The 22,675-nt window shown below is 58.1% G+C and carries 19 protein-coding genes; 17 read left to right on the top strand and 2 right to left on the bottom strand.

Annotated features, from left to right (window positions below; translation table 11 throughout):
* Positions 1 to 27: 27 nt before the first annotated feature.
* Positions 28 to 768 (bottom strand): IclR family transcriptional regulator, encoded by a 741-nt coding sequence (locus D0C27_RS12520; protein WP_137431098.1) that lies wholly within the window; start codon positions 766 to 768, stop codon positions 28 to 30.
* Positions 769 to 1,022: 254 nt separating this feature from the next.
* Between D0C27_RS12520 and D0C27_RS12515 the strand changes: the two genes are divergently transcribed.
* On the top strand, positions 1,023 to 2,618 hold the full coding sequence (locus D0C27_RS12515) for a sulfatase-like hydrolase/transferase (protein ID WP_137431618.1): 1,596 nt from the start codon (positions 1,023 to 1,025) through the stop codon (positions 2,616 to 2,618).
* 62 nt (positions 2,619 to 2,680) lie between these two features.
* Complete coding sequence (locus D0C27_RS12510) at positions 2,681 to 3,664, top strand: Bug family tripartite tricarboxylate transporter substrate binding protein (RefSeq protein ID WP_009463828.1); 984 nt, start codon at positions 2,681 to 2,683, stop codon at positions 3,662 to 3,664.
* A gap of 227 nt (positions 3,665 to 3,891) precedes the next feature.
* Here the strand turns inward: D0C27_RS12510 and D0C27_RS12505 are convergent, their stop codons facing one another.
* Positions 3,892 to 4,350, bottom strand: coding sequence for a MarR family winged helix-turn-helix transcriptional regulator (locus D0C27_RS12505; RefSeq protein ID WP_009463827.1), 459 nt, complete (start codon positions 4,348 to 4,350; stop codon positions 3,892 to 3,894).
* 200 nt (positions 4,351 to 4,550) lie between these two features.
* On the opposite strand from D0C27_RS12505, the gene D0C27_RS12500 reads away from it, so the two are divergent.
* The 15 genes from D0C27_RS12500 (at position 4,551) to D0C27_RS12430 (ending at position 22,667) form a co-directional block, all read left to right on the top strand.
* A complete protein-coding gene (locus D0C27_RS12500) occupies positions 4,551 to 6,761 on the top strand; it encodes an indolepyruvate ferredoxin oxidoreductase subunit alpha (protein WP_137431097.1) in 2,211 nt (736 codons plus the stop codon).
* 23 nt (positions 6,762 to 6,784) lie between these two features.
* A complete protein-coding gene (locus D0C27_RS12495; RefSeq protein WP_035269365.1) occupies positions 6,785 to 8,290 on the top strand; it encodes an indolepyruvate oxidoreductase subunit beta family protein in 1,506 nt (501 codons plus the stop codon).
* A gap of 232 nt (positions 8,291 to 8,522) precedes the next feature.
* Positions 8,523 to 9,038 carry a MarR family winged helix-turn-helix transcriptional regulator gene (locus tag D0C27_RS12490; RefSeq protein WP_009463824.1) on the top strand — a complete coding sequence of 172 codons (516 nt, stop codon included), beginning with the start codon at positions 8,523 to 8,525 and terminating at the stop codon, positions 9,036 to 9,038.
* A gap of 95 nt (positions 9,039 to 9,133) precedes the next feature.
* A complete protein-coding gene (locus D0C27_RS12485; RefSeq protein WP_035269363.1) occupies positions 9,134 to 9,577 on the top strand; it encodes an acyl-CoA thioesterase in 444 nt (147 codons plus the stop codon).
* A 130-nt stretch (positions 9,578 to 9,707) separates the two neighbouring features.
* Positions 9,708 to 12,044, top strand: a complete 2,337-nt coding sequence (locus tag D0C27_RS12480; protein ID WP_137431096.1) for a bifunctional salicylyl-CoA 5-hydroxylase/oxidoreductase — start codon at positions 9,708 to 9,710, stop codon at positions 12,042 to 12,044.
* A gap of 21 nt (positions 12,045 to 12,065) precedes the next feature.
* Positions 12,066 to 13,190 carry a cupin domain-containing protein gene (locus tag D0C27_RS12475; protein WP_009463821.1) on the top strand — a complete coding sequence of 375 codons (1,125 nt, stop codon included), beginning with the start codon at positions 12,066 to 12,068 and terminating at the stop codon, positions 13,188 to 13,190.
* 95 nt (positions 13,191 to 13,285) lie between these two features.
* Positions 13,286 to 14,209: a fumarylacetoacetate hydrolase family protein gene (locus D0C27_RS12470; protein ID WP_009463820.1), complete on the top strand. Its 924-nt coding sequence runs from the start codon at positions 13,286 to 13,288 to the stop codon at positions 14,207 to 14,209.
* 15 nt (positions 14,210 to 14,224) lie between these two features.
* On the top strand, positions 14,225 to 15,253 hold the full coding sequence (locus tag D0C27_RS12465; RefSeq protein WP_009463819.1) for a carbon-nitrogen hydrolase family protein: 1,029 nt from the start codon (positions 14,225 to 14,227) through the stop codon (positions 15,251 to 15,253).
* 245 nt (positions 15,254 to 15,498) lie between these two features.
* Positions 15,499 to 16,287, top strand: a complete 789-nt coding sequence (locus D0C27_RS12460; protein ID WP_009463818.1) for a cyclase family protein — start codon at positions 15,499 to 15,501, stop codon at positions 16,285 to 16,287.
* Positions 16,288 to 16,617: 330 nt separating this feature from the next.
* Positions 16,618 to 17,586: a PDR/VanB family oxidoreductase gene (locus tag D0C27_RS12455; protein ID WP_115634869.1), complete on the top strand. Its 969-nt coding sequence runs from the start codon at positions 16,618 to 16,620 to the stop codon at positions 17,584 to 17,586.
* Positions 17,587 to 17,609: 23 nt separating this feature from the next.
* Complete coding sequence (locus D0C27_RS12450) at positions 17,610 to 18,944, top strand: aromatic ring-hydroxylating dioxygenase subunit alpha (RefSeq protein ID WP_009463816.1); 1,335 nt, start codon at positions 17,610 to 17,612, stop codon at positions 18,942 to 18,944.
* A 2-nt stretch (positions 18,945 to 18,946) separates the two neighbouring features.
* Positions 18,947 to 19,429 carry an aromatic-ring-hydroxylating dioxygenase subunit beta gene (locus D0C27_RS12445; protein ID WP_009463815.1) on the top strand — a complete coding sequence of 161 codons (483 nt, stop codon included), beginning with the start codon at positions 18,947 to 18,949 and terminating at the stop codon, positions 19,427 to 19,429.
* Positions 19,430 to 19,448: 19 nt separating this feature from the next.
* A complete protein-coding gene (locus tag D0C27_RS12440; RefSeq protein ID WP_137431095.1) occupies positions 19,449 to 21,080 on the top strand; it encodes an AMP-binding protein in 1,632 nt (543 codons plus the stop codon).
* A 4-nt stretch (positions 21,081 to 21,084) separates the two neighbouring features.
* The gene (locus D0C27_RS12435) at positions 21,085 to 22,266 is read left to right on the top strand and encodes a thiolase family protein (protein WP_088451597.1); all 1,182 of its coding nucleotides are present in this window, start codon (positions 21,085 to 21,087) and stop codon (positions 22,264 to 22,266) included.
* Complete coding sequence (locus D0C27_RS12430) at positions 22,266 to 22,667, top strand: Zn-ribbon domain-containing OB-fold protein (protein ID WP_026483927.1); 402 nt, start codon at positions 22,266 to 22,268, stop codon at positions 22,665 to 22,667. Before D0C27_RS12435 ends, D0C27_RS12430 begins: the two co-directional genes overlap by 1 nt.
* The last annotated feature ends 8 nt before the right edge of the window (positions 22,668 to 22,675 follow it).

Below are 22,675 nucleotides of genomic sequence, written 5' to 3'. Positions count from 1 at the left end.
GGCTTGGTTCCTGGGGGCACCCAGTCCTCAGACTTGGGCCAGGGCGCGGCTAACGGCGCGTGCAGCGGGCTGGATCAGGCTGGCTAGCGCTTCGGGGCTGATCGCCTCAAAGCGTTCCAGCGTACCCAACAAGGTCAGGCTGCCGAAGATACGTTTGGCATCATCAAAAATAGGCGCGGAAATACCGCCTATGCCCGGATTGATCTGCTCTTTGGTGATGCAATAGCCCGCACGGCGCAGTTCCTGCATATGGGCGGAAAACACCGGCCATTCCTTGCCCAGGCGCTGTACATAATCAATCTGCTGATTTTTCTCGTACAAGCGGCGCAGATGGCGGGTGGGCAGATAAGCCGTGACGATACGGGCTGTGGAGCTGCGGAACATATCCATGGTGCGGCCCCGGCCAAACAGCAGCTCGAAACGCTCCGGCCCGGTTTCCTGATGGGTGGTCAATATGCGTTCGCCATATTGCTGGCCGATCAGGACGTCCAGTCCGGTCTGCTCGACCAGCGAACGCAGCAAGGGGCGGCAACGGCTGACCAGCGGATCAAATTCGCGGATCAGCAGATCCATTTCTATAAACCGGGGCCCCGGCGCGTAACCTTCGGGACTGCGTATCAGCAGGCCGCTAGTGCATAACTCTTTCAGGTAGCGATAGGTTGTCGCGGGAGGGTAATTCAAGCGAGCGCAGATGGTTTCCACATCCAGAACCGGAGTGTCTGCACCGTACAAGTCCAGAATTTGCAGCATGCGTCTTAGACTATTCATGTGCCCTCGTAGAAGCGGAGTTGTTGGTTCTTTATTCTAACCATGCTGCGGCGTGTCAGTGGAGCGCAACATCGGGCATTGGCCGAGTCTACTGGTTTATACCTAAACCATCAGATTATTCAAAAATTATTCTCAGACTGCGGTAATAATCTGAGGCATAAGCGGGTCTGTTATGCATTTGCTTACACATGGCCTACTCCTTTTGTGGCGTCGGGTTCTACGCGGGCCCGGACCCGGTTTTTTTTGAGGCGGACATGGATCAGGCTCAGCCCAGTCAGGTGTCTTTAGAGATCAAGAATGTGCTGTTCATCATGTGTGACCAGTTACGTGCAGACCACCTGTCCTGTTATGCCCCTGGGGGCGCATTAAAGACCCCCAATCTGGATCGTCTGGCCGCCATGGGTGTGCGCTTTGATCGTGCCTATGTGAACTCTGCCGTCTGTGGCCCGTCGCGGGCCTCGTATTACACCGGCCGCTATCCCTTGTCGCACCGGGTCACCTGGAATCGCGTTCCCCACCCCATCGACGAGCTGTATCTGGGCGATTATCTGGCCCAGTCCGGGCGAGACTGCCATCTGCTGGGCAAGACCCATCACGTGCCGGACCCGGCCGGGGTCAATGCCCGACGCTTCCAGGTTCAGCCCGAGGCGGCCGAGCGCTTCTGGCAAGGCGGCTTTACCGCGATTGAACGCTATGACGGTCACTTTGAAATGGGCCCGGATAGTGAATACCGCCAGTATTTGCAGGCTCAGGGTTACGACAGCGAGCGTCCCTGGGAAGACTATGTGATCGGCAGCCAGGATGCCCAGGGTCAGTTTGCCTCCGGTTGGTACATGCGTAATGCCAGCCTGCCAGCACGGGTACAGGCGCAGGACTCTGAAACCGCCTACTTCACCCAGCGGGCCATGGATTTCATCACGGCCAAAGGCGAAGAGCCCTGGGCCTTGCATCTGTCTTTCATCAAACCGCACTGGCCTTATAAAGCGCCAGCGCCCTACCATGATCGCTTTGGCACGGAAGACGCCTGTACGCCCCTGCGTGCAGAGCACGAGCGCCAGAATGCACACCCCGTGCATGCGGCCTATCAGCAGCATGAAGAATCCCTGTCTTTTGCTCAGGACGAGGTCTGGCGCACGATCAAGCCTGTCTATATGGGCCTGGTTCAACAGATCGATGATGAAGTCGGCCGTTTGCTGGACATGCTGGAACAGCAAGACCGCCTGAAAGACACCCTGATTATTTTCAGTTCCGATCACGGCGATTTGCTGGGCGACCACTGGCTGGGCGAGAAAGAGTATTTCTTTGAAAACGCCATACGCGTTCCGCTGATCGTGGTTGATCCACGGACTGCAGCGAATGTCACACGTGGTCAAAGCAGTGATGCTTTTGTCGAGTGCGTGGATGTCACCCCTACGATTCTGGATGCCTTGCACCTGCCCGCCCAGGAACACCGGGTGGAAGGCCGTTCGTTGATTCCCTTGTTGCACGGCCAGTCCGACTGGGCACGTGAGTACACCGTGGCCAGCCTGGATTACGCCTATCGGGAAGCCCGCCAGATTCTGGGCCGTGGCGTGGATGAATGTCGTGGCCTGATGCTGCGCGATAGCGACTATAAATACATACATTGGCAAGGCTATCGGCCACAATTATTCGACTTGAAGCAAGACCCTGACGAGCTGCACGACCTGGGCGCAGACCCGGCGTATGCAGCGGTTTGTCGGCGTATGAAAGAAGGCCTGCTGGACTGGCATGACACCCTGAAAGGGCGTGCCAGCGAGAGCTGGGCTGCGGTAGAGGATCGTACCAATGCGCACGAGCGCATGATGAATATCTTGATTGGACGATGGTAAATGCGCTGCGGGGGGCTACCAGTCGGTGGCGGGCCGCAATCAATAACGATAAGGAGTGGACAATGAAGCAGCTTAAAAATACGACGCTGGCCCTGTTGTTGGCAGGTGTGGGTGCTTTGGCCCCGATGATGGCTCAAGCCGCCTGGCCGACTACGGACCAGGTGCGTATTGTGGTCCCCTACCCACCCGGCACCGAGCCTGACATTCTGGCCCGCGATCTGGGTGTGCATCTGAACAAGGCCACCGGCAAGGTCTTTGTGATTGAAAACCGTCCGGGCGCCAACGCCATTATCGGTACTGACAATATCGCCAAAGCCAAGGGGGACGGCTCGGCCCTGCTGATGGTCGATAGCCTGGCGGTATCGACCAACCCGCTGCTTTACAGCAACCTGCCCTACAAATGGGAAAAGGACCTGAAGCCGGTCACCACAGTCGCTGGCGTGAACCTGTATCTGCTGGTGCGTAATGATTTCCCGGCCAAGGACTACAAGGAATTTATCGCCCAGGCCAAGAAAGCCAATGGTGATACCAATGTGGGCACTGGTGGCCGTGGACACGTCACGCACCTGGGCATGGGCTTGCTGGCCCGTGAAGAAGGGGTGAACTTCACCTACATCCCCTACAAGGGTATGGCCCCGGCGACAAACGCCATTCTGGGCGGTGAGACAGATGCCATGCTGGTCGGTGGCATTCTGGCATCCCAGCACGTAGATGGCGGCAAGGTGCGAGTCTTGGCGGTAGGCGCTGACAAGCGTACTGAACTGCTGCCAAATGTGCCGACGGTGCAGGAAGCAGGTGGCCATGCCAACAGCATTCCGACGACGACTTTTGCGCTGTTTGCCCCCGGCACCACGCCGGATGACACCGTGAAAGAAATTCAGGAAAAGGTGGATGCTGCTCTGAAGACCCCCGAAATGCAGGCTGCCTTCAAGAGCCGTGGCCTGGCCCAGTTCTTCACCACCCCGGCCCAGACGCTGGAGCGCGTGCAGAACGACTCCAAGGTCTATTCCGAGCTGATCCCTACCCTGGGCATTCAGCCTGAGTAATGGGCTATCTGGCAGAGCCATACATCTGATCAGTAGCCTGGCTGCTGACGGTTATGGCTCTGTGAAGCCTCAAGGTTGGAAAGGATAAAAAAACACCACACACGCCCCGTTCAGGTGAGGCGTGTGTGGTTTCTCTTGAATCTGGAAGTCGCTACAGACCAGGTTCAGAACGCCAAGCCCGCGCTATGCAGGGTTAGAACCGATAGTGTGGCCGGGCGGGCTGCGTTTTACTGATCGTTGTAGTCGTGCTGCTCGGAGATCAGACGCCGCAAGGTGGTTTTGAGGGCGCCGACATCCAGCGGTTGCAGGCGCTGCACCACTTCCTGCTCGTGCAGGCGGGCCTTGGCAATCAGGCCGGAGATCAGCGTCTGGCCTTCTTCGGTGATGCGTACCAAGGTGATGCGACGGTCCACATCGTGGGCCACGCGGCGCAGCAAACCTTGCTTTTCCAGGCGATCGAGCAAGCGTGTGACGGTGGGTTGCTTGGTGGTGGCAATACGAGCCAGATGGCCGATGCTCACTTCGCCCGCGCCGGACAGGGTGGACAGCACACGCCATTCGGAAATGGACAAACCGTTGCTTAGCACCACTTCATGGAATTCGGCAGAGATCAGCTGGCTTGCCTGGGCCAACAAGGCGGGCAGGTAGTTTTCGACAAAGACGGTGTCGTGTTCGGTGGGGCTCATGGTGCTTATTGTCATTACAGGCTAATGGGTGCCGCAAGGCAGCAACAGGGCTCACTATAACCAAGCTGTCCGCTCGCGTGTCGCAAATAATTTAGCTACTTTACTAGGGAAAACCATGAGAATGGATATGTTGAGATATAAACATATTCCGATGAAAATAAATACCATGTTCACAATGAGCGGTAAGTAAGGAAAGAAAAATGGCTGAGCGATCGTTTGTCGAAGAAGTCAAAAAGCTGCGCCTGGGTGATGGAGACGTATTCAGTGGCGAAGGCATCCTGGCGGTGACCAAGGCCCTGCTCGAATCGGGCGTGTCCTACGTGGCCGGTTACCAGGGTGCGCCTATCTCGCACTTGATGGACGTGCTGGCAGATGCCCAGGACATTTTGCAAGAGAACGGAATCCGTTTTGAAAACAGTGCCAGCGAGGCAACGGCGGCGGCAACGCTGGCTGCGTCGGTTAACTACCCGCTGCGTGGCGCCATCACTTTTAAAGCAACCGTGGGTACCAACGTGGCCTCGGACGCGCTGGCCAACCTGGCCTCCGGCGGGGTCAAGGGCGGTGCGCTGATCATTGTGGGCGAAGACTACGGCGAAGGCTCGTCCATCATGCAGGAGCGCAGCCACGCTTTTGCCATGAAATCGCAAATGTGGATGCTGGACCCCCGTCCCAACCTGCCCTGTATCGTGCAGGCGGTAAAAGACGGCTTTGACCTGTCCGAAGCGTCCAACACCCCCGTGATGCTGCAGCTGCGTATTCGCGCCTGTCACGTGCATGGTCAGTTTGTGGCCTCGGATAACCGCCGCGCCAAATTCACCATCAAAGAAGCCATGGAGCAGCCTACACGCGACATCAATCGCATTGTGTTGCCGCCTGCCAGCTTCCTGCACGAAAAAGAAAAGATCGAACAGCGCTGGCCTAATGCCGTCAAGTTCATCGAAGAGCGTCAGTTGAATGAATTCTTTGCTGATGGCACCGATGACGTCGGTCTGATCGTTCAGGGCGGTGGCTACAACACCGTGATCCGTGCTCTGGAACACCTGGATATGGCCGACGTGTTCGGCGAATCCAAAGTGCCGATGTACGTGATGAACGTGGCCTACCCGCTGATCGAATCTGAAATCGTCCGCTTCTGTGAAGGCAAGCGTGCGGTGCTGGTGCTGGAAGAAGGTCAGCCCAACTTTGTTGAACAGAACATCTCCGACATCGTGCGCCGTCACAATGTGGATGTGACCTTGCACGGCAAGGATCTGTTGCCTCTGGCCGGTGAATACAACACCGCCACCATGTTGAAAGGCCTGCGTGCCTTCATGGAAAAATACGAGCGCATCGAGCCCCTGCCAGCCCGCAAACCACGCGTGATCCCGATGAAAGTCGAGACCGTGGAGCGTCCCAAAGCTGAGCAAGCCAGCCTGGTGGAAGTGGAAGCGGCTGAAGTCAAACCCTTGGGCAGCCTGGACGAGAACGTTCACGCCCGTCCGCCAGGGTTTTGTACCGGCTGTCCCGAGCGTCCTATCTTTACCGCTTTGAAGCTGGTGGAGCGCGAGCTGGGCGAGCACCACGTGTCGGCTGACATTGGCTGTCACCTGTTTTCCATTCTGCCGCCCTTCAACCTGGGTAACACCACCATGGGTTACGGCCTGGGTGGCGCCGGCTCGGCTGCCTTGAACGTGGATTCGGACAAGCGTGCGATCTCGGTCATGGGTGACGGCGGTTTCTGGCACAACGGTTTGACCAGTGGTATTGCCAACGCCGTGTTCAACCGCAGCGACAACCTGACCATTGTGATCGACAACAGCTACACCGCGGCTACGGGCGGTCAGGACATTCTGTCCTCCAAGGCCAAGAACGAAACGCGCAGTACCGGTCACCTGATCGAGAAAGCCGCGCGTGGTGTGGGTGTGGAATGGCTGCGTATGATTCGTCGCACCTACGACTTGAAGACCATGACGGCAACCCTGCGTGAAGCCCTGACGACCAAGGAAAAAGGTCCCAAGGTGCTGGTGGCGCAAAGCGAATGTATGTTGAACCGTCAGCGCCGCGAGAAAGGCCAGGTGCGTAAAGCCGTGGCGGCGGGCGAACGCGTAGTGCGCGAGCGTTTTGGTGTGGACCCGGATACGTGTACCGGCGATCACTCCTGCATCCGCTTGTCCGGTTGCCCTTCGCTGTCGATTCGCCCCAATCCGGACGCTCTGCGTCAGGACCCCGTAGCGAATGTGATGAACAGTTGTGTGGGTTGCGGTCTGTGTGGTGAGGTTTCCCACGCGGCGATTCTGTGCCCGTCTTTCTACCGTGCACAAGTAGTCAGCAACCCGACTGGCTGGGACAAGTTCCGCGAAAAAACCCGCCGTGGCTTTATCGGCTGGTTGCAGCGTCGTGACGCTGCCCGTCGTGAACGTCTGGCCTTCTAAGCACACCCGTAGAGATTTTTATCATGCAGATCAAACCAATCAAGATTGCTATTTTGGCCATGGGTGGCGAAGGCGGCGGCGTGTTGGCCGACTGGATCGTCAACCTGGGCGAACAAAACGGCTACTTTGCACAGACCACCTCGGTGCCGGGCGTGGCCCAGCGTACCGGCGCCACGATTTACTACGTGGAACTGTTCCCGCACTCGGCCGCCGTGGATGGCAAAAAGCCTGTGCTGGCTCTGATGCCCATGCCCGGTGACGTGGACGTGGTGCTGGCTTCCGAACTGATGGAAGCCGGTCGCGCCGTACAACGTGGCCTGGTGACAGAGGACCGCACCACGCTGATCGCTTCCACCCACCGTGTCTATTCCATTGCCGAAAAATCGGCCATGGGTGATGGCCGTGTGGACGACAACGCCCTGATTGCGCACGCAACCCAGGCTGCCAAGCGCTTTGTGTACTTCAATATGGAAAAAGCGGCCGAGGATTCGGGCAGCGTGATTTCCGCCGTGCTGTTTGGCGCATTGGCCAGTACCGGCGTGCTGCCCTTTAGCCGTTCGCAGTTTGAACAGACCATCGAGCGCGGTGGTGTGGGCGTCAAGCCCAGCTTGAAGGCTTTTGGTGCCGCTTACGCCCGTGTTGCGGAAGGTGATGCAGGTAAAGCCGATTCGGAAAACAAGCCGGTTGATATGGCGACGCTGGCTCCTCGCGATCCTGCCGTAGCCAAGCTGATTGACCGCGTCCGTGCCGAAGTACCCGCGCAGGCCCAGCCTATCGTGGTGGAAGGTGTGCGTCGTGTGCTGGACTTCCAGGACGTGGCCTACGCCAATCTGTACCTGGACCGCCTGAAAAAGATCAGCCAGTTTGCCCGCCCTGATGATGTGGCCCTGATCCGCGAAACCGGCCGCTACTTGGCGCTGTGGATGTCTTACGAGGACGCCATTCGCGTGGCTGAACTGAAAACCCGCTCCAGCCGTTTTGACCGTGTGCATAAAGAAGTGCGCGCTGCCGACGGCCAGATCGTGGCAATCAATGAATACATGCACCCCCGTGTGGAAGAAATCAGCGAAATCCTGCCGTTTGCCAGCGTAGGCCGTTGGTTGATGCGTCCTACCTGGGGCAACAAGCTGGTGAAATCCCAGACCAAATCCGGTCGTGTGATTCAAACCAGCTCGGTGCGCGGCTTCATTCCCTTGTACCTGCTCTCGGGCTTCAAGCGCTGGCGTCGTCGTACGTTGCGCTACCAGGCTGAGCAGCAGCGCATTGAAGGCTGGTTGAAGCAGATCGAGCAGGCTGCCGATGCCCATCCGGCCCTGGCTCTGGAAATTGCCCAGTGCCAGCGTCTGGTCAAAGGGTATGGCGATACCCATGCCCGTGGCTTGCGTAACTACCAGACCGTGATGTCGGCTCTGGAGCGCAACCCCAGCACCCTGTCACCTGCCATTTTGGGCGCCTTGCGCGATGCGGCTTTGGCCGATGAGCACGGCGTCAAGCTGGAGGCTGCACTGCGCCAGTACGCACTGGTGTAAGGGCAACACCGGGCCGCTTTCGGGCGGCCTTGGTGAAAACCCTTGAGGAAGCGTTTTTATCCCGCCAAATACTTTATTTCTAAAATATTCATAGTAGAATATAAATTCGGATTGGCACTGCGACCAAGGCCCTGAAAGCCAGACATCCCGTGTCTACTTGGCCACTTGTTCAAGCAAGAATATCCCGCCTGTTGGTCAAACTGAATTAGCCAAAGCTTGGGGGAAAAACAATATGAATCAAAGCGAAGCAGCACTCGAATTTTTGGTAGAACCGGCTGATGCCGGCTTTGAAGGCCGCGTCGGTCCCAAGGACCCCGCCAGCCTGAAATTGTGGTTGCGCATGCTGACCTGCACCAAGCAGATCGAAGACGAAATCCGTCGCCGCTTGCGCCAGAATTTTGATATTTCGCTGGCCCGTTTCGACTATATGGCCCAGCTGTATCGTTACCCGCAGGGCCTGAAGATGGGCGAATTGTCGCGCTATCTGATGGTAACCGGCGGCAATATTACCGGACTGACTGACGAGCTGGCCCGCGAGGGCATGGTGTCTCGCCAGAGCAGCCCCACCGACCGACGTGCTTGGGTGTTGCGTCTCACCCCCAAGGGCAAGAGCAGTTTCGAGGCGATGGCCCAGGCCCACAGCGACTGGATTGCGGAAATGTTTGAAGGTCTGGGCACGGAAGAGGTCGTGCACATCCATCAGCATCTGGGCCTGTTGCGGGTCCATCTGCAAAGCGCTGCTGGCTAGCATAAGGTGCATCCTGCCAGGCCTGTAAACCAGGCAGGATGCGGATAGCGTCACGAACAGGCGCACAAAACACTTGCTAAAAAGGTGTCTACAACATGGTTTCCAAGCTGTACGAACAAGAACATCGCATCCGTTTTTCGGAATGCGATCCAGCGGGTATCGTTTTTTATCCGCAGTACTTTGTGATGTTTAACGACCTGATGGAAGCATGGATCGACTCCATGACCCCCGAGGGTTTTCACAACATGATCGCCAGCAAACGGGTAGGCATGCCCTCGGTGCATATCGAAGCCGAGTTCAAGTCCATCAGCCGTATGGGTGATGATGTGGTGATGAGCCTGGGTGTGGAACGCATTGGCAATAGCTCCTTGAAGCTGCTGTTGCGCTGCATCGGTAAAGACGGTGTGCTGCGTATGCAAGTGCGCCAGACCGTGGTGACCACCTCGCTGGAGACGCACCTGGGTATTCCTATCCCTGATTTCCTGCGCAACCCCATGCAAGAGTATGTGATTGCCCAGCCAGAAAGCAGCAAGGCTTGATCTAGTTTGAAGTAGTAGCAGGCAGTGTGCAGGTCAGGTATTTTTTTTGATTTAAATAGTTGACTTGTATAATATTTATTAATAAATATACTATGCTCAGAAGCATGTATTCAGACCATACGGACATATCATGAATATCGTATGTATTGGCGGAGGCCCAGCCGGCTTGTATTTCGGTTTGCTGATGAAGTTGCAAAACCCTCAGAACGAGGTTTTTGTCATCGAGCGCAACCGACCGTACGACACCTTTGGCTGGGGTGTGGTGTTCTCGGACGCGACCATGGAAAACCTGCGTGAAGCTGACCCTGTGTCCGCGCAGACCATCGGTGACGCGTTCAACCACTGGGACGACATTGAGTGCCATTTCAAAGGTAGCGCCGTGCGCTCCAGCGGTCATGGCTTTATCGGGATTGGTCGCAAGAAATTGCTGAACATCCTGCAGGCTCGCTGTGAAGAAGTGGGCGTCAAGCTGGTGTTCGAGACCGTGGTCACGGACGAAGCTGAACTGGCCCGCAAGTACAACGCCGATATCCTGATTGCTTCTGACGGCATTAACAGCGCCATTCGTACCCGCTACGAAGACGTGTTCCAGCCCGATATCGACACCCGTAACTGCCGCTTTGTGTGGCTGGGTACGGAAAAAGTGTTCGACGCCTTCAACTTCATTTTTGTTGAAACCGAGCACGGCTGGTTCCAGGCTCACGCCTACCGCTTCCAGGATGGCCTGTCCACGTTCATCGTGGAAACGCCTGAAGAGACCTGGCAGAAAGCCGGTATTGGCGAAATGTCGCAGGAAGAGGCCATTGCCTACTGCGAGAAGCTGTTTGCCGACCACCTAGATGGCAACAGGCTGATCAGTAACGCGACTCACCTGCGCGGTTCGGCCATCTGGATCCGCTTCCCACGCGTTATCTGCAACAAGTGGGTGCACTGGCAAGATTACGGCACCGGCAAGAAGGTTCCTGTGGTGCTGATGGGCGATGCCGCTCACACCGCTCACTTCTCCATCGGTTCCGGCACCAAGCTGGCTCTGGAAGATGCCATTACGCTGGCCCAGCACATGGACCACGAGTCCATGGAAGAGGCCCTGAAAGATTACGAAGCCGCTCGTAGCGTGGACGTATTGCGCATTCAGAACGCCGCCCGCAACTCGACCGAATGGTTCGAGAACGTGGCCCGTTACGCCAATATGAAGCCCGAGCAGTTCACCTACTCCATGCTGACCCGTTCGCAGCGCATCTCGCACGAGAACATGCGTATGCGTGACGCGGCCTGGCTGGAAAAATACGAGCGCTGGATGGCGACCGAAGCTGGCATGAAGCTGGCCGACGGTGAAAAGGCCCCCTCGCCCATGTTCACGCCCTTCAAGCTGCGCGACATGCAGTTGAAGAACCGTGTCGTGCTCTCGCCCACGCTGATGTACAGCGCCAAGGACGGCATGCCCGGTGCGACGCACCAGGTGCATTACGGCAGCCGCGCCATGGGTGGCGCTGGCCTGATCATGGCTGAAATGACGGCCGTGACGCCTGAAGGTCGTGTCACTCCCGGTTGTACCGGTCTGTGGAACGACGAGCAGGCCAATGCCTGGAAACCTGTGGTGGCTTTCGCCCACGAACAGGGTGCCAAGATTGGTGTGCAGCTGGGCCACGCTGGCCGTCGCGGTTCGACGCAGCTGGGTTGGGAAAAAGCCAATCAGCCGCTGGCTGAAGGCAACTGGCCTTTGGTGTCGGCTTCCGCCCTGCCTTACCAGGCTGGTGTGACCGCCGTGCCAGCCGAGATCACTCGTGCCCAGATGGACGAGATCCGTGACGCCTTTGTGGCCGCTGCCAAGCGCGCTGACCAGGCCGGTTTTGACTGCATCGAATTGCAAGCCGCCCACGGTTACCTCTTGTCCAGCTTCATCTCGCCGCTGACTAATCAGCGTAGTGATGAATTTGGTGGTAGTCTGGAAAATCGCATGGCTTACCCGCTGGAAGTGTTTGCCGCTATCCGTGCCGTCTGGCCAGAGAACAAGCCCATCATGGTGCGTATCTCGGCAACAGACTGGGCCGAAGGTGGCAACACGGCGGACGACGGTGTGGAAATTGCCCGCCTGTTCAAGCAAGCCGGTGCCGATCTGATCGACGTGTCCTCGGGTGAAGTGGTGCTGGAGCAGCAGCCAATTTACGGCCGCATGTACCAGACGCCATTCTCCGACCGTATCCGTAACGAAGCCGGTATCGCCACCATGGCGGTGGGTTCGATCATGGAAGCGGATCACGCCAACAGCATTATTGCTGCAGGCCGTGCTGACCTGTGCGCCCTGTCGCGAGGCTTTCTGGCCGACGCGAACTGGCCACAACGTCAGGCTGCGGAGCTGGGTTACACCGACCTGGCCTGGCCCGTTCAGTACGAATGGGGCAAGGACTGGTTGCAGCGCCAAATCAAACGTGCGCCAGTGGCCCAGGACGGCCCTGCCAAGTCATAAAACACGAAAGGAGACAGCATCATGTCGGAAGAACGTTTTGACACCCACCGCGAAAGCGTGCTCGGTCGTGCAGATGTTGAGGACACGCCCGAATTGGTGAAGTACTACCAGGATTTGACTCAGTTTGAGGCCGGTGCTCTGTGGACCGTGGCCAACAAGATCGAGCCCTGGGAGCCCAAGTCCGAATCCGTGCCTGTGGTCTGGCGCTACCGCGACCTGCGCGATTACGTGTTGCGTTCGGTGGATCTGGTCAGCCCTGAAAAGGCCGGTCGTCGTGTGATTTACCTGAACAACCCCGGTCGCCAGGAAGTCTCGGCGGCGGTGGGCTGGCTGTACTCTGGTTTGCAGGTCATGAAACCGGGTGAAGCGGCTTCCGCACATGCGCACTCCTCCTCGGCCCTGCGTTTCATCATGGAAGGCCGCGGTGCCTACACCATCGTGGACGGCCACAAGATGACCTTGGGCGCCAACGACTTCGTGCTGACGCCTAACGGTTGCTGGCACGAGCACGGTGTGGAAGCTGACGGCCTGCCTTGCATCTGGCAAGACGGTCTGGACATTCCGCTGGTCAACGCCCTGGAAGCCGGTTTCTACGCGGTTCACCCGGATCTGACCCAGGCCATTACGCACCCCGTCAACGACGCGGTGGGTATCTGGGGTGGTCGTGGTCTGAAGCCCACCTTGCACGACTGGCAAAAACCGTACTCGCCCCTGCTCAAGTACGAGTGGGAGCCTACCTACGAAGCCTTGTCGGCCTACGCCAAGGTTACGGACGGCAGCCCCTTTGATGGCGTCATCATGGACTACATCAACCCGCTGACCGGCGGTCCTGTCATGGCCACCATCGGTGCCAGCATGCAAATGCTGCGCCCTGGCGAGCACACCAAGGCCCACCGTCACACCGGCAGCATCATTTACCAATGCGCCAAGGGTGAAGGCTATTCGATCATCAATGGCAAACGCTTTGACTGGCGCGAACGCGACATTTTCTGCGTACCATCCTGGATGTTCCATGAGCACGTGAACGGCTCCTCGTCTGATGACGCTTGCCTGTTCTCGTTCCATGACCTGCCCGTGATGCGCGCCCTGAATCTGTACCGCGAAGAAGCGCTGGCAGAGAACGGCGGCCATCAGGTCCTGCTGTAAGACTACTTGTTTAACTTATTTGGACGGCCTGCCAAGGCGGGCCGACCCGATTTATTCAAGCCATCTGCACAAGATGGCCCAATCTGGAGATAGAAATGCGTCTTGTAACGTACCGTAGTGAAGTTGCTGCCGCTGGCCGCTTGGGTGCCATTGTGGGTGATTTGGTGGTTGACCTGGGTTACCTGGGCGACGCCACAGGCCACATGCTGCCTGACAATATGCTCGATTTCATCGACCTGGGCCCAGCCGCTGTGACTTCCACGGCTCGCTTGCTGGAAACCTACGCCGACGATATGCCTTTTGGTGTGGCGCTGCCTCTGGCCAACGTCAAGCTGTTGGCTCCTATCCCACGCCCACGCAAGAACATCTTTGGTATCGGCCTGAACTACGTGGAACACGTGGCCGAATCCAGCCGTACTCTGGACACCTCCAAAGAGCTGCCCAAGCAGCCCGTGATTTTCTCCAAGCCACCGACCACTGTGGTTGGCCCTGGCGATGCCATCGAGCACAACAAGAACATCACTCAGCAAATGGACTGGGAAGTGGAACTGGCCGTGATCATGGGCACCCGTGCTCAGCGCGTGGCCAAAGAAGACGCCCTGAAGTACGTGTTCGGTTACTCCGTCATGATCGACGTGAGCGCCCGCGACTGCCGTCGTGCCGGTCAGTGGATCTACTCCAAAGGCCAGGACACCTACGCTCCTTTCGGCCCCGTGATCGTGACCGCTGACGAGCTGACCGACCCGCACAACCTGAACCTGAGCCTGACTCTGAACGGTGTGACCAAGCAAAGCTCCAATACCAAGCACATGCTGTTCAACGTGAACGACCTGATCGCTGACATCAGTGCCGGTATCACGCTGGAACCCGGTGACATCATCGCTACCGGTACCCCAGAAGGCGTGGGCGCTGGCCGTGATCCTCAAGAGTGGATGTGGCCTGGTGACGTAGTGCACGCTGTGGTTGAAGGCATTGGCGAACTGCGCCACCCCATCGTGGACGTCACCCCCCAAAACTAAGTAAAGGAGAGCATGATGCTGGAATTGCGTCAGTTCAAGGCCGCCGCCGTTCAGGCAGCGCCCGTGTTCCTGGATACGAATGCGACGATTGAAAAAGTATGTCGCCTGATCAACGAAGCGGCCGATAACGGTGCCGAGCTGATCGCCTTTCCCGAGGTGTTCGTCTCCGGTTACCCCTACTGGAGCTGGGTGATGAACCCGATCGACGGCAGCCCGTGGTTCGAGCGCCTGTGCAAATCGGCCATCGAAGTGCCCGGTCCCGAGATCCAGAAGGTTGCGCAGGTTTGTCGCCAGCGCAAGGTCAACGTGGTGTTGGGTGTGAACGAGCGCAGTCCCGTTGGCATCGGCACCATTTACAACACGCTGGTCACCATCGGCGCTGACGGTCGCATTCTGGGCCGTCACCGCAAACTGGTTCCCACCTGGGCTGAAAAGCTGACCTGGGCCAACGGTGATGCATCCTCGATGCGTGTGCATGACACCACCATCGGCCCCCTGGGCGCTTTGGCTTGCGGTGAAAACACCAACACGCTGGCTCGTTTCAGCCTGTTGTCGCAAGGTGAACTGGTACACGTTGCCAGCTACATCGCCTTGCCCGTGGCACCGAAAGACTACGACATGGCTGAAGCGATTCGCCTGCGTGCTGCTGCTCACTGCTTTGAAGGCAAGGTGTTTACGGTTGTGGCTTGCTCGACGGTTTCCGAGGAAATCATCGAAGCCATGTCGGCCAGCCATCCTGAAGCACGTGATCTGCTGGCTCGTCCCAACAGCGCGTTCTCGGGCATTATTGGCCCCGATGGCCGCGTTCAGGGCGAAGCACTGATCGACAAGGAAGGCATTGCCTACGCCGACATCGATCTGTCGCGCTGCATCCAGCCGCGTCAAATGCACGACATCACTGGTCACTACAACCGTTTTGACGTGTTTGACCTGCGTGTGAACCGCAAGGCACTGACGCCCGCCCGCTTTTACGAAGGCGACGCAGCGTCCCAGCCAGACCTGAACCCTGCCGAGTTCTCCGTTCTGGACGACAAGGAAGCGTAAGAAGGTTCAAGACGGTCCCTTTCCCCCAGTGGATTGGGGCCGTTTTTTGACGGGTCTCTTTGCTCAAGCGACCTGCTCAAAAAAACCGCCGTGGCCTTGCCGCAGCGGTCCAAGATGCAAGCTGCCTTTGTAAGGAAGGCGGTGCCGGGCCTGAAGGAGCGGGCTGTTTTAACGGCTGGTCCCTATCCTGCGCCATGCAGGGCAGGCAACGATAACGACGACATAAGACCCAAGTAGGAGATGAAATGAGCGACAAGAACCCATTGGCAGCCTTTATCCAGGCGATCGACAGCAAGCAGGTCCGTTTTGTGGATCTGACCCAGACTCTGTCTCCCAGCTTCCCCGCCTTGCAACTGCCTCCCCAATTTGGCCAGACTGCCGGTTTTTCGATTGAGCGCATCAGCCAATACGACGAAAACGGTCCAGGCTGGTACTGGAACAACTTCACCTGTGGCGAACACACCGGTACCCACTTTGACGCGCCTGCGCACTGGATTTCCGGCAAGGACCATCCAGACAACACGGTCGACACTATTCCAGTCGACAACTTCCTGCGCCCTGCCGTGGTGGTTGATGCTTCTGCTGAAGTGGCCCAGAACGAAGACTTCATTTTGACCTCCGAGTTCCTGTTGAACTGGGAAGCCAAGCATGGCCGTATCCCTGAAGGCGCCTGGGTGCTGTTTCGCACCGACTGGTCCAAACGCGTGAACGACGCCGAGGCCTTCCTGAACATGCGTGAAGACGGTGCTCACACGCCTGGCCCAGCTCAGGAAGCGGTAGAGTGGATGATTCACGAGCGCAAGGTTCACGGTTTTGGCGTTGAAACCATCAACACCGATGCTGGCCAATCCTACTCCTGGCCTATTGGCTACCCTTGCCACACCCTGATGCACGGTGCCAACCGCTACGGTCTGCAGTGCTTGTGCAACCTGGATCAGCTGCCCCCTCAGGGTGCACTGATCATGTCGGCCCCTCTGAAGATTGAAGGCGGTTCCGGCAGCCCATTGCGCGTGGTCGCACTGGTTGCTCAGTAAGTAGAAAACGGTGGGGAAGTGGCAGAACTGTGTACCATGCGGTTCTGCTGTTTTCTCACCTAGTGGTTTTCCATTATATTCGGCAGTATATATTTATCCGTAAACTATTCATCAATAAAATAAATTCACAAAAGAATGAATAGAGATCCAGCCATACAGCCAGTCTTGGTGTCAGGCAGCCGGTTTTAGCGGAGACAGTAGACGAGCCTTACGCAGCCTTTTTCAGGTTACGCGATACCGTCCCATTGCCCCCTGCGGCGCTACATCATGCCACGGCTTGGCCTTTTTGGCTGGGTAATTGATGTAGTCATGCTCAATGGTAGGCACATGATGGATACTTTTGAACTCGTTATCCGGGACATCCAGAACGCATCCCCGCTGATTCGCAGTTTTACGCTAGAGCCTGCCCAGGCCGGTTCCCTGCCCGCGTTTGCGCCGGGTTCGCACCTGCAGGTACAGATTCCTGATCTGAACGATCACCGCTGCTATTCCCTGATTTCGCTGGACGCCGACACGGCACAGGGCCCGACCTGTTACCGTCTGGGCGTGCGCCTGGAAGACAACAGCTCGGGTGGTTCGCGCTTCATGCACAGCCTGAAAGTAGGCGATACGCTGCGCGTGGCTGGTCCCAAGAATGATTTCCCCTTGCATGCTGCCGCTGAAGGCGAAACCGAAACCGTGCTGATTGCTGGTGGTATCGGTATCACCCCCATTGCCAGCATGGCCGCTGCCTTGCATCACCAGGGCCGCCCTTATCAGCTGCACTATGCCGGTCGCAGCGTGGAACAACTGGCTTTTCTGGATGAGCTGAGCGCCCTGTCCGGCCCGGCCCTGCGCCACTATGCGGACGATAGCGAAGGCCGTTTCTGCCTGAATACCCTGCTCGACGGTCTGTCCAAAGACCAGCATATCTACGTCTGCGGCCCCAAAGGCATGATTGATGCCGTGATCGAAGCCTGCAAGCAACGTGGCTGGCCTACTGACCATGTGCACTTCGAGCTGTTTGTGACGGCTGCTCCCCAGGAAGGCGACCAGCCTTTTGAAGTGGAACTGCGCCAAAGCGGCGTGACCCTGCAAATTCCCGCTGACAAGACCATTGTGGACGTGATGGAAGAGCAGGGCCTGGACCCCATGATCGACTGCAAGCGCGGCGAGTGCGGCGTCTGTACCTGTGATGTGATCGAAGGCGAGGTTGACCACCGCGACTACTTCCTGAGCGATTCGGAAAAAGCCAGCAACAAGGTCATCCAGATCTGTATTTCCCGCGCCAAGACCCCGCGTCTGGTGCTGGATCTATAAGCCCAAGGGCGACGGAGAACATGATGGAAAAGTATCGTGATAATCCCCAGGCCATCCGCGAATTGGTACGCGAGGCCGAGGTCCACAAGGATTTGTACATCAACCAGGAGCTGTTTGAACTGGAGATGGAGCAGTTGTTCGTCAATACCTGGGTCTACGTTGGCCATGCCAGCCAGGTGCCCAATAAAGGCGACTTCTACACCACGACGGTCGGTACGGAGTCCGTCATCATGGTGCGCCATACCGACGACAGCATCCGTGTGCTCTACAACCGTTGCCCACACAAAGGTGTGCAAGTGGCGGGCGAGACCTGTGGCAACACGGGCAAATTCTTCCGTTGCCCCTACCACGCCTGGACGTTCAAGACGGACGGCTCCCTGTTGTCCATTCCGTTGAAAAAAGGCTACGAGAACACCGGCTTTGAATGCACCGAAGGCAGCAAGGGCATGGCTGCGGTACAGAACGTCAAGGTGTACCGCGATTTCGTGTTCTGTCGCCTGGCCGATGAAGGCATTGGCTTTGAGGAATTCTTTGGCGAGTCTCTGAGCACCATCGACAATATGGTGGATCGCTCCCCCGAAGGCCGTCTGGAAGTGGCCGGTGGCGTGATGCGTTACATGCACCAGTGCAACTGGAAAATGCTGGTTGATAACCAGACCGATACCTGTCACCCCATGGTGGCGCACGAGTCCTCGGCGGGTACTGCTGTGAAAGCCTGGGAAGCGGCCCCTCCGGGTACGCCCAAGCCCATGGCTGTTGAATTGTTTGCCCCCTTCATGTCGCCTTACGAGTTCTACGAAGGCATGGGCATTCGCGTGTGGGAAAACGGTCACGGCCATACCGGCGTGAGCAATTCCATTCACGCTGATTACTCCGAAATTCCGGGTTACTGGGACCAGATGGTCGAAGCCTACGGTGAGGAGCGCGCCAAAGCCATTTTGGGCGATACGCGTCACAACACTTGCTACTTCCCCAACATCATGGTCAAGGGCCCGATCCAGACCTTGCGTTTGTTCAAGCCGCTGGCCGCTGACAAAACCCTGGTGGAATCCTGGACCTTCCGCCTGGTGGGTGCACCCGACACCTTCCTGGAACGCACCCTGATGTACAACCGCCTGATCAACGCACCGACCTCCATGGTCGGTCACGATGACCTGGAAATGTACGAGCGTGCCCAGCACGGTTTGCAGTCGCGTGGTCGCGACTGGATGAACCTGGCCCGTCTGGTGGAAAAAGATGAAGACCAGCAAAAGAACGTGGTGATCAACGGCACCAGCGAAATGCAGATGCGCGCCCAGTTCCGCGCCTGGTTGAAGTTCATGCTGCCCGAGCAGCAGGCCAAGAAAGAAGAGGAATAACCATGAGCGAAATCAGCCGTCAGGCCCTTATCGATTTTGTGTATGCGGAAGCCCGCCTGCTGGATGAACAGCGCTACGAGCAATGGCTCGACCTGTTCACCGAGGATGGCTACTACTGGATGCCGCTGGTGCACGATCAGCAGGACGCCCGCTTGCATGCGTCCCTGATGCACGAGGACAAGCTCTTGCTGCGTATCCGTGTGGAACGTCTGGCAGGCCGCCGTACCTTTTCCCAGCAGCCCAAGAGCCGCAGCCATCACCTGCTCCAGCAACCCACTGTGGAAAGCATGGACGAGGAAAAAGGCGAATACACCGTGCGTTGCGCCTTCCATTACACGGAAACGCGTGGCGACAACCAAGATATCTATGTGGGTTGGAATACCTACACCCTGGTGCGCCAGGACGACGCTTTGAAGATCCGTCTGAAACGGGTGGATCTGCTCAATTGCGACGCGCCTTTCGGCAATATCCAGTTGTTTATGTGATAGGACAGGAGAATTTTTGATGGCCAACACCACGGTCTACCAGGCTTTTCGAGACACCGCCCAGAAATGGGGCGACAAGCCCTTTGTATGTACCCTGCCTGAGACCGCCGAGATCTACGGTATTGAAGCGGGCGAGCTGACTTATGGTCAGGCTCTGGAGCGTATCGACGCCTTGCGCGCCGGCTACGCCGCTGCTGGCTACGGCCACGGCCACCGCGTCGGCATCCTGCTGGAGAACCGCCCCGTGTTCTTCCTGCACTGGTTCGCACTGAACAGCCTGGGCGTGTCGATTGTGCCAATCAATCCTGATTTGCGCGCTGCCGAGCTGGAATACCTGATCGGCCATTCGGAAATGATCATGGCCATCGCCCTGCCCAGCCGTCACCAGGATCTGGTGGAAGCGGCTCAGCGTGCTGGTCAGCCTTTTGCCATCATGGCCGATGGCGATGTGCCTCCTATGGTGGAGCGCGCCGCCTCCCGTTCCTGTGACATTCCTGATGAAAACAGCGAATGTGCCTTGCTGTACACCTCCGGTACCACAGGCCGCCCCAAGGGCTGCATGCTGGCTAACCAGTACTTCCATTATGCTGGCGAGTGGTACCGCGACATTGGTGGTCTGGCTTCGCTGGAGCATGGCAAAGAGCGCATGCTGACTCCGCTGCCCCTGTTCCACATGAATGCGATGGCCTGCTCGACCATGGCCATGATCAAGACCGGCGGCTGCCTGATCTCCCTGGACCGTTTCCACCCACGTAGCTGGTGGGATTCGGTGCGCGAGTCCGGCGCAACCGTGGTGCATTACCTGGGTGTGATGCCTGCCATCCTGATGAAGGCCGAGGCCAGCGAAAAAGACCGTCAACACAGCGTGCGCTTTGGTTTTGGCGCCGGCGTGGACCGTGGTCTGCATCCTATCTTTGAAGAACGCTTTGGTTTCCCCCTGCTGGAAGCCTGGGCCATGACGGAAACCGGCGCGGGTGCCAGCATCATCGCCAATCACGAGCCCCGCTTTATCGGCACCTCCTGCTTTGGCAAGGAAATGCCCGTGGTGGAAGTGCTGTTGCGCAAGGACGATGGCGAACCCGCTCAAGCCGATGAAAACGGCGAATTGCTGGTGCGCTCGGCCGGTGACAACCCACGCTACGGCTTTTTCTCCGGCTACTGGAAAGACCCGGCAGCAACCGACGAAGCCTGGGAAGGCGGCTGGTTCCACACGGGCGACATTGTTTGCCGCGACGAACAAGGCTATCTGCACTTTGTGGACCGCAAAAAGAACGTGATCCGTCGCAGTGGCGAGAACATCGCTGCCGTGGAAGTGGAAAACATCATGCAGCAGCACCCGCTGGTGCGCTCCATTGCCGTGGCCGCCGTGCCCGACGCCATCCGTGGCGACGAAGTGATGGCGCTGGTGGTGCCGCACAACCCAATTGAAACCCAGGAACAGCGCGAACAGGCTGCCCAGGAAATGGTGCAGTGGGGCCTGACCCAGCTGGCCTACTTCAAGGTGCCCGGCTACGTTCTGTTTGTGGATGCCCTGCCGCTGACTTCGACCAACAAGATCCAGCGCGGTGAACTGAAAACGGTTGCTCTGGCTGCGCTGGAAAACCCGGCCTGCGTGAACACGAATCACCTGAAAAAACGTCAGGAGGCCTAAGCCCATGGCCTTGCCGCAAGCAGCCCGCCAGGGCTATGACGATGTGGTGCTGGTCGCCCCGGTGACCATCCCCTACGAGCGCCATTCCGAGCAGACCGCGCATTGGTGGCTGGGTGCGGCATTGGGCCAGTTGCTGGCCCAGTCCGGCCTGAAAAAAGTCGATGTGGACGGCGTGTGCGTGTCCAGCTTCACGCTGGGTTCGGACACTGCCGTAGGCGTGATGCAGCATTTTCAGATGAGCCCACGCTGGCTGGACCATATCCCCATGGGTGGGGCCAGCGGTGTGGTGGCCATGCGTCGTGCGGCCCGTGCCGTGCAGTGTGGCGATGCGTCCATCGTGGCGTGTATTGCGGGTGATACCAACCACCGTGAATCCTTCAAGAACACGGTGTCGGGCTTCTCGCGTTTCTCGCAGGATGCCGTCTACCCATACGGTGCTGGTGGCCCCAACGCCAGCTTTGCGCTGCTGACGGACTACTACATGCGTCACTACGGTGCCACGCGTGAAGACTTCGGCAAGCTGTGCGTCGCCCAGCGCGATAATGCGTTGCGCAATCCGCATGCCCTGATGAAAAAACCGCTGACGCTGGAACAGTACATGGAGGCGCGCGTCATTGCCGACCCCATACACTTGTTTGACTGCGTGATGCCGTGTGCTGGAGCCGAAGGCTATCTGGTCATGCGTCGTGAACAGGCCGAAGCACTGGGCCTGCCTTATGTGCGTATCCGTTCTACCATCGAGCGTCACAACGCTTTCCCTGAAGACCCTGTGCAGCATCGCGGTGGCTGGGCCATGGACAAGGATGCGTTCTACGAACATGCGGGCCTCACCCCGGCAGACGTGGATTTCATGGAAACCTACGATGACTACCCCGTCATCAACGTCCTGCAGTTTGAAGACCTGGGATTCTGCGCCAAGGGCGAAGGCCCGGAGTTCATCCGCAAGAACACTTTTACGGTGGACGGCAGCTTTCCCTTCAATACCAGCGGCGGACAGCTATCGGTAGGCCAGGCCGGTGCAGCAGGCGGCTACCTGGGACTGGTTCAGGCCTTGCGCCAATTGACGGATACCGCAGGCGACACGCAAGTGGCCAATGCCCGCATCGGCCTGGTGTCCGGCTTTGGCATGATTAATTACGACCGCGGCATTTGTACTGCTGCGGCCTTGCTGGAACGGGGGCAGTGATGAGCGACACCCAAATCTTGCCACCGGGTGCACGCAGCGCCACGGCAGCCGGACTGACCGAAGCCGCCCAACGCGGCGAATTCGCCCTGCAAGTGTGCCCGTCCTGCGGCACGGTGCAGTATCCCGCCCGCGATGTGTGCGGCCATTGCTTGCACACGACGCTGAACTGGCAGGCCGTTGCCGACACGGGTGTTCTGCAGGCCACGACCACCTTGCATCACAGCAATGAACCCTACTTTCAGGCACGACTGCCCTGGCGTATCGGCACAGTTGCCCTGGATTGCGGCCCTTTTGCCATCGCCCACTTGCCCGAAGGCGGGCAGGCGGACGAGAAAGTGCGCCTGAGTCTGGAGCTGGATGCTGGCGGCGTAGCCGTGCTGGTGGCGCGCCCTGCGCCCTGAATTTGCCT

Source organism: Alcaligenes faecalis (genome assembly GCF_005311025.1).
GTDB classification, from domain to species: domain Bacteria; phylum Pseudomonadota; class Gammaproteobacteria; order Burkholderiales; family Burkholderiaceae_B; genus Alcaligenes; species Alcaligenes phenolicus.
The sequence above is the reverse complement of the archived record's forward strand: the minus strand, read 5'-3'. Positions and strand labels throughout refer to the sequence as shown.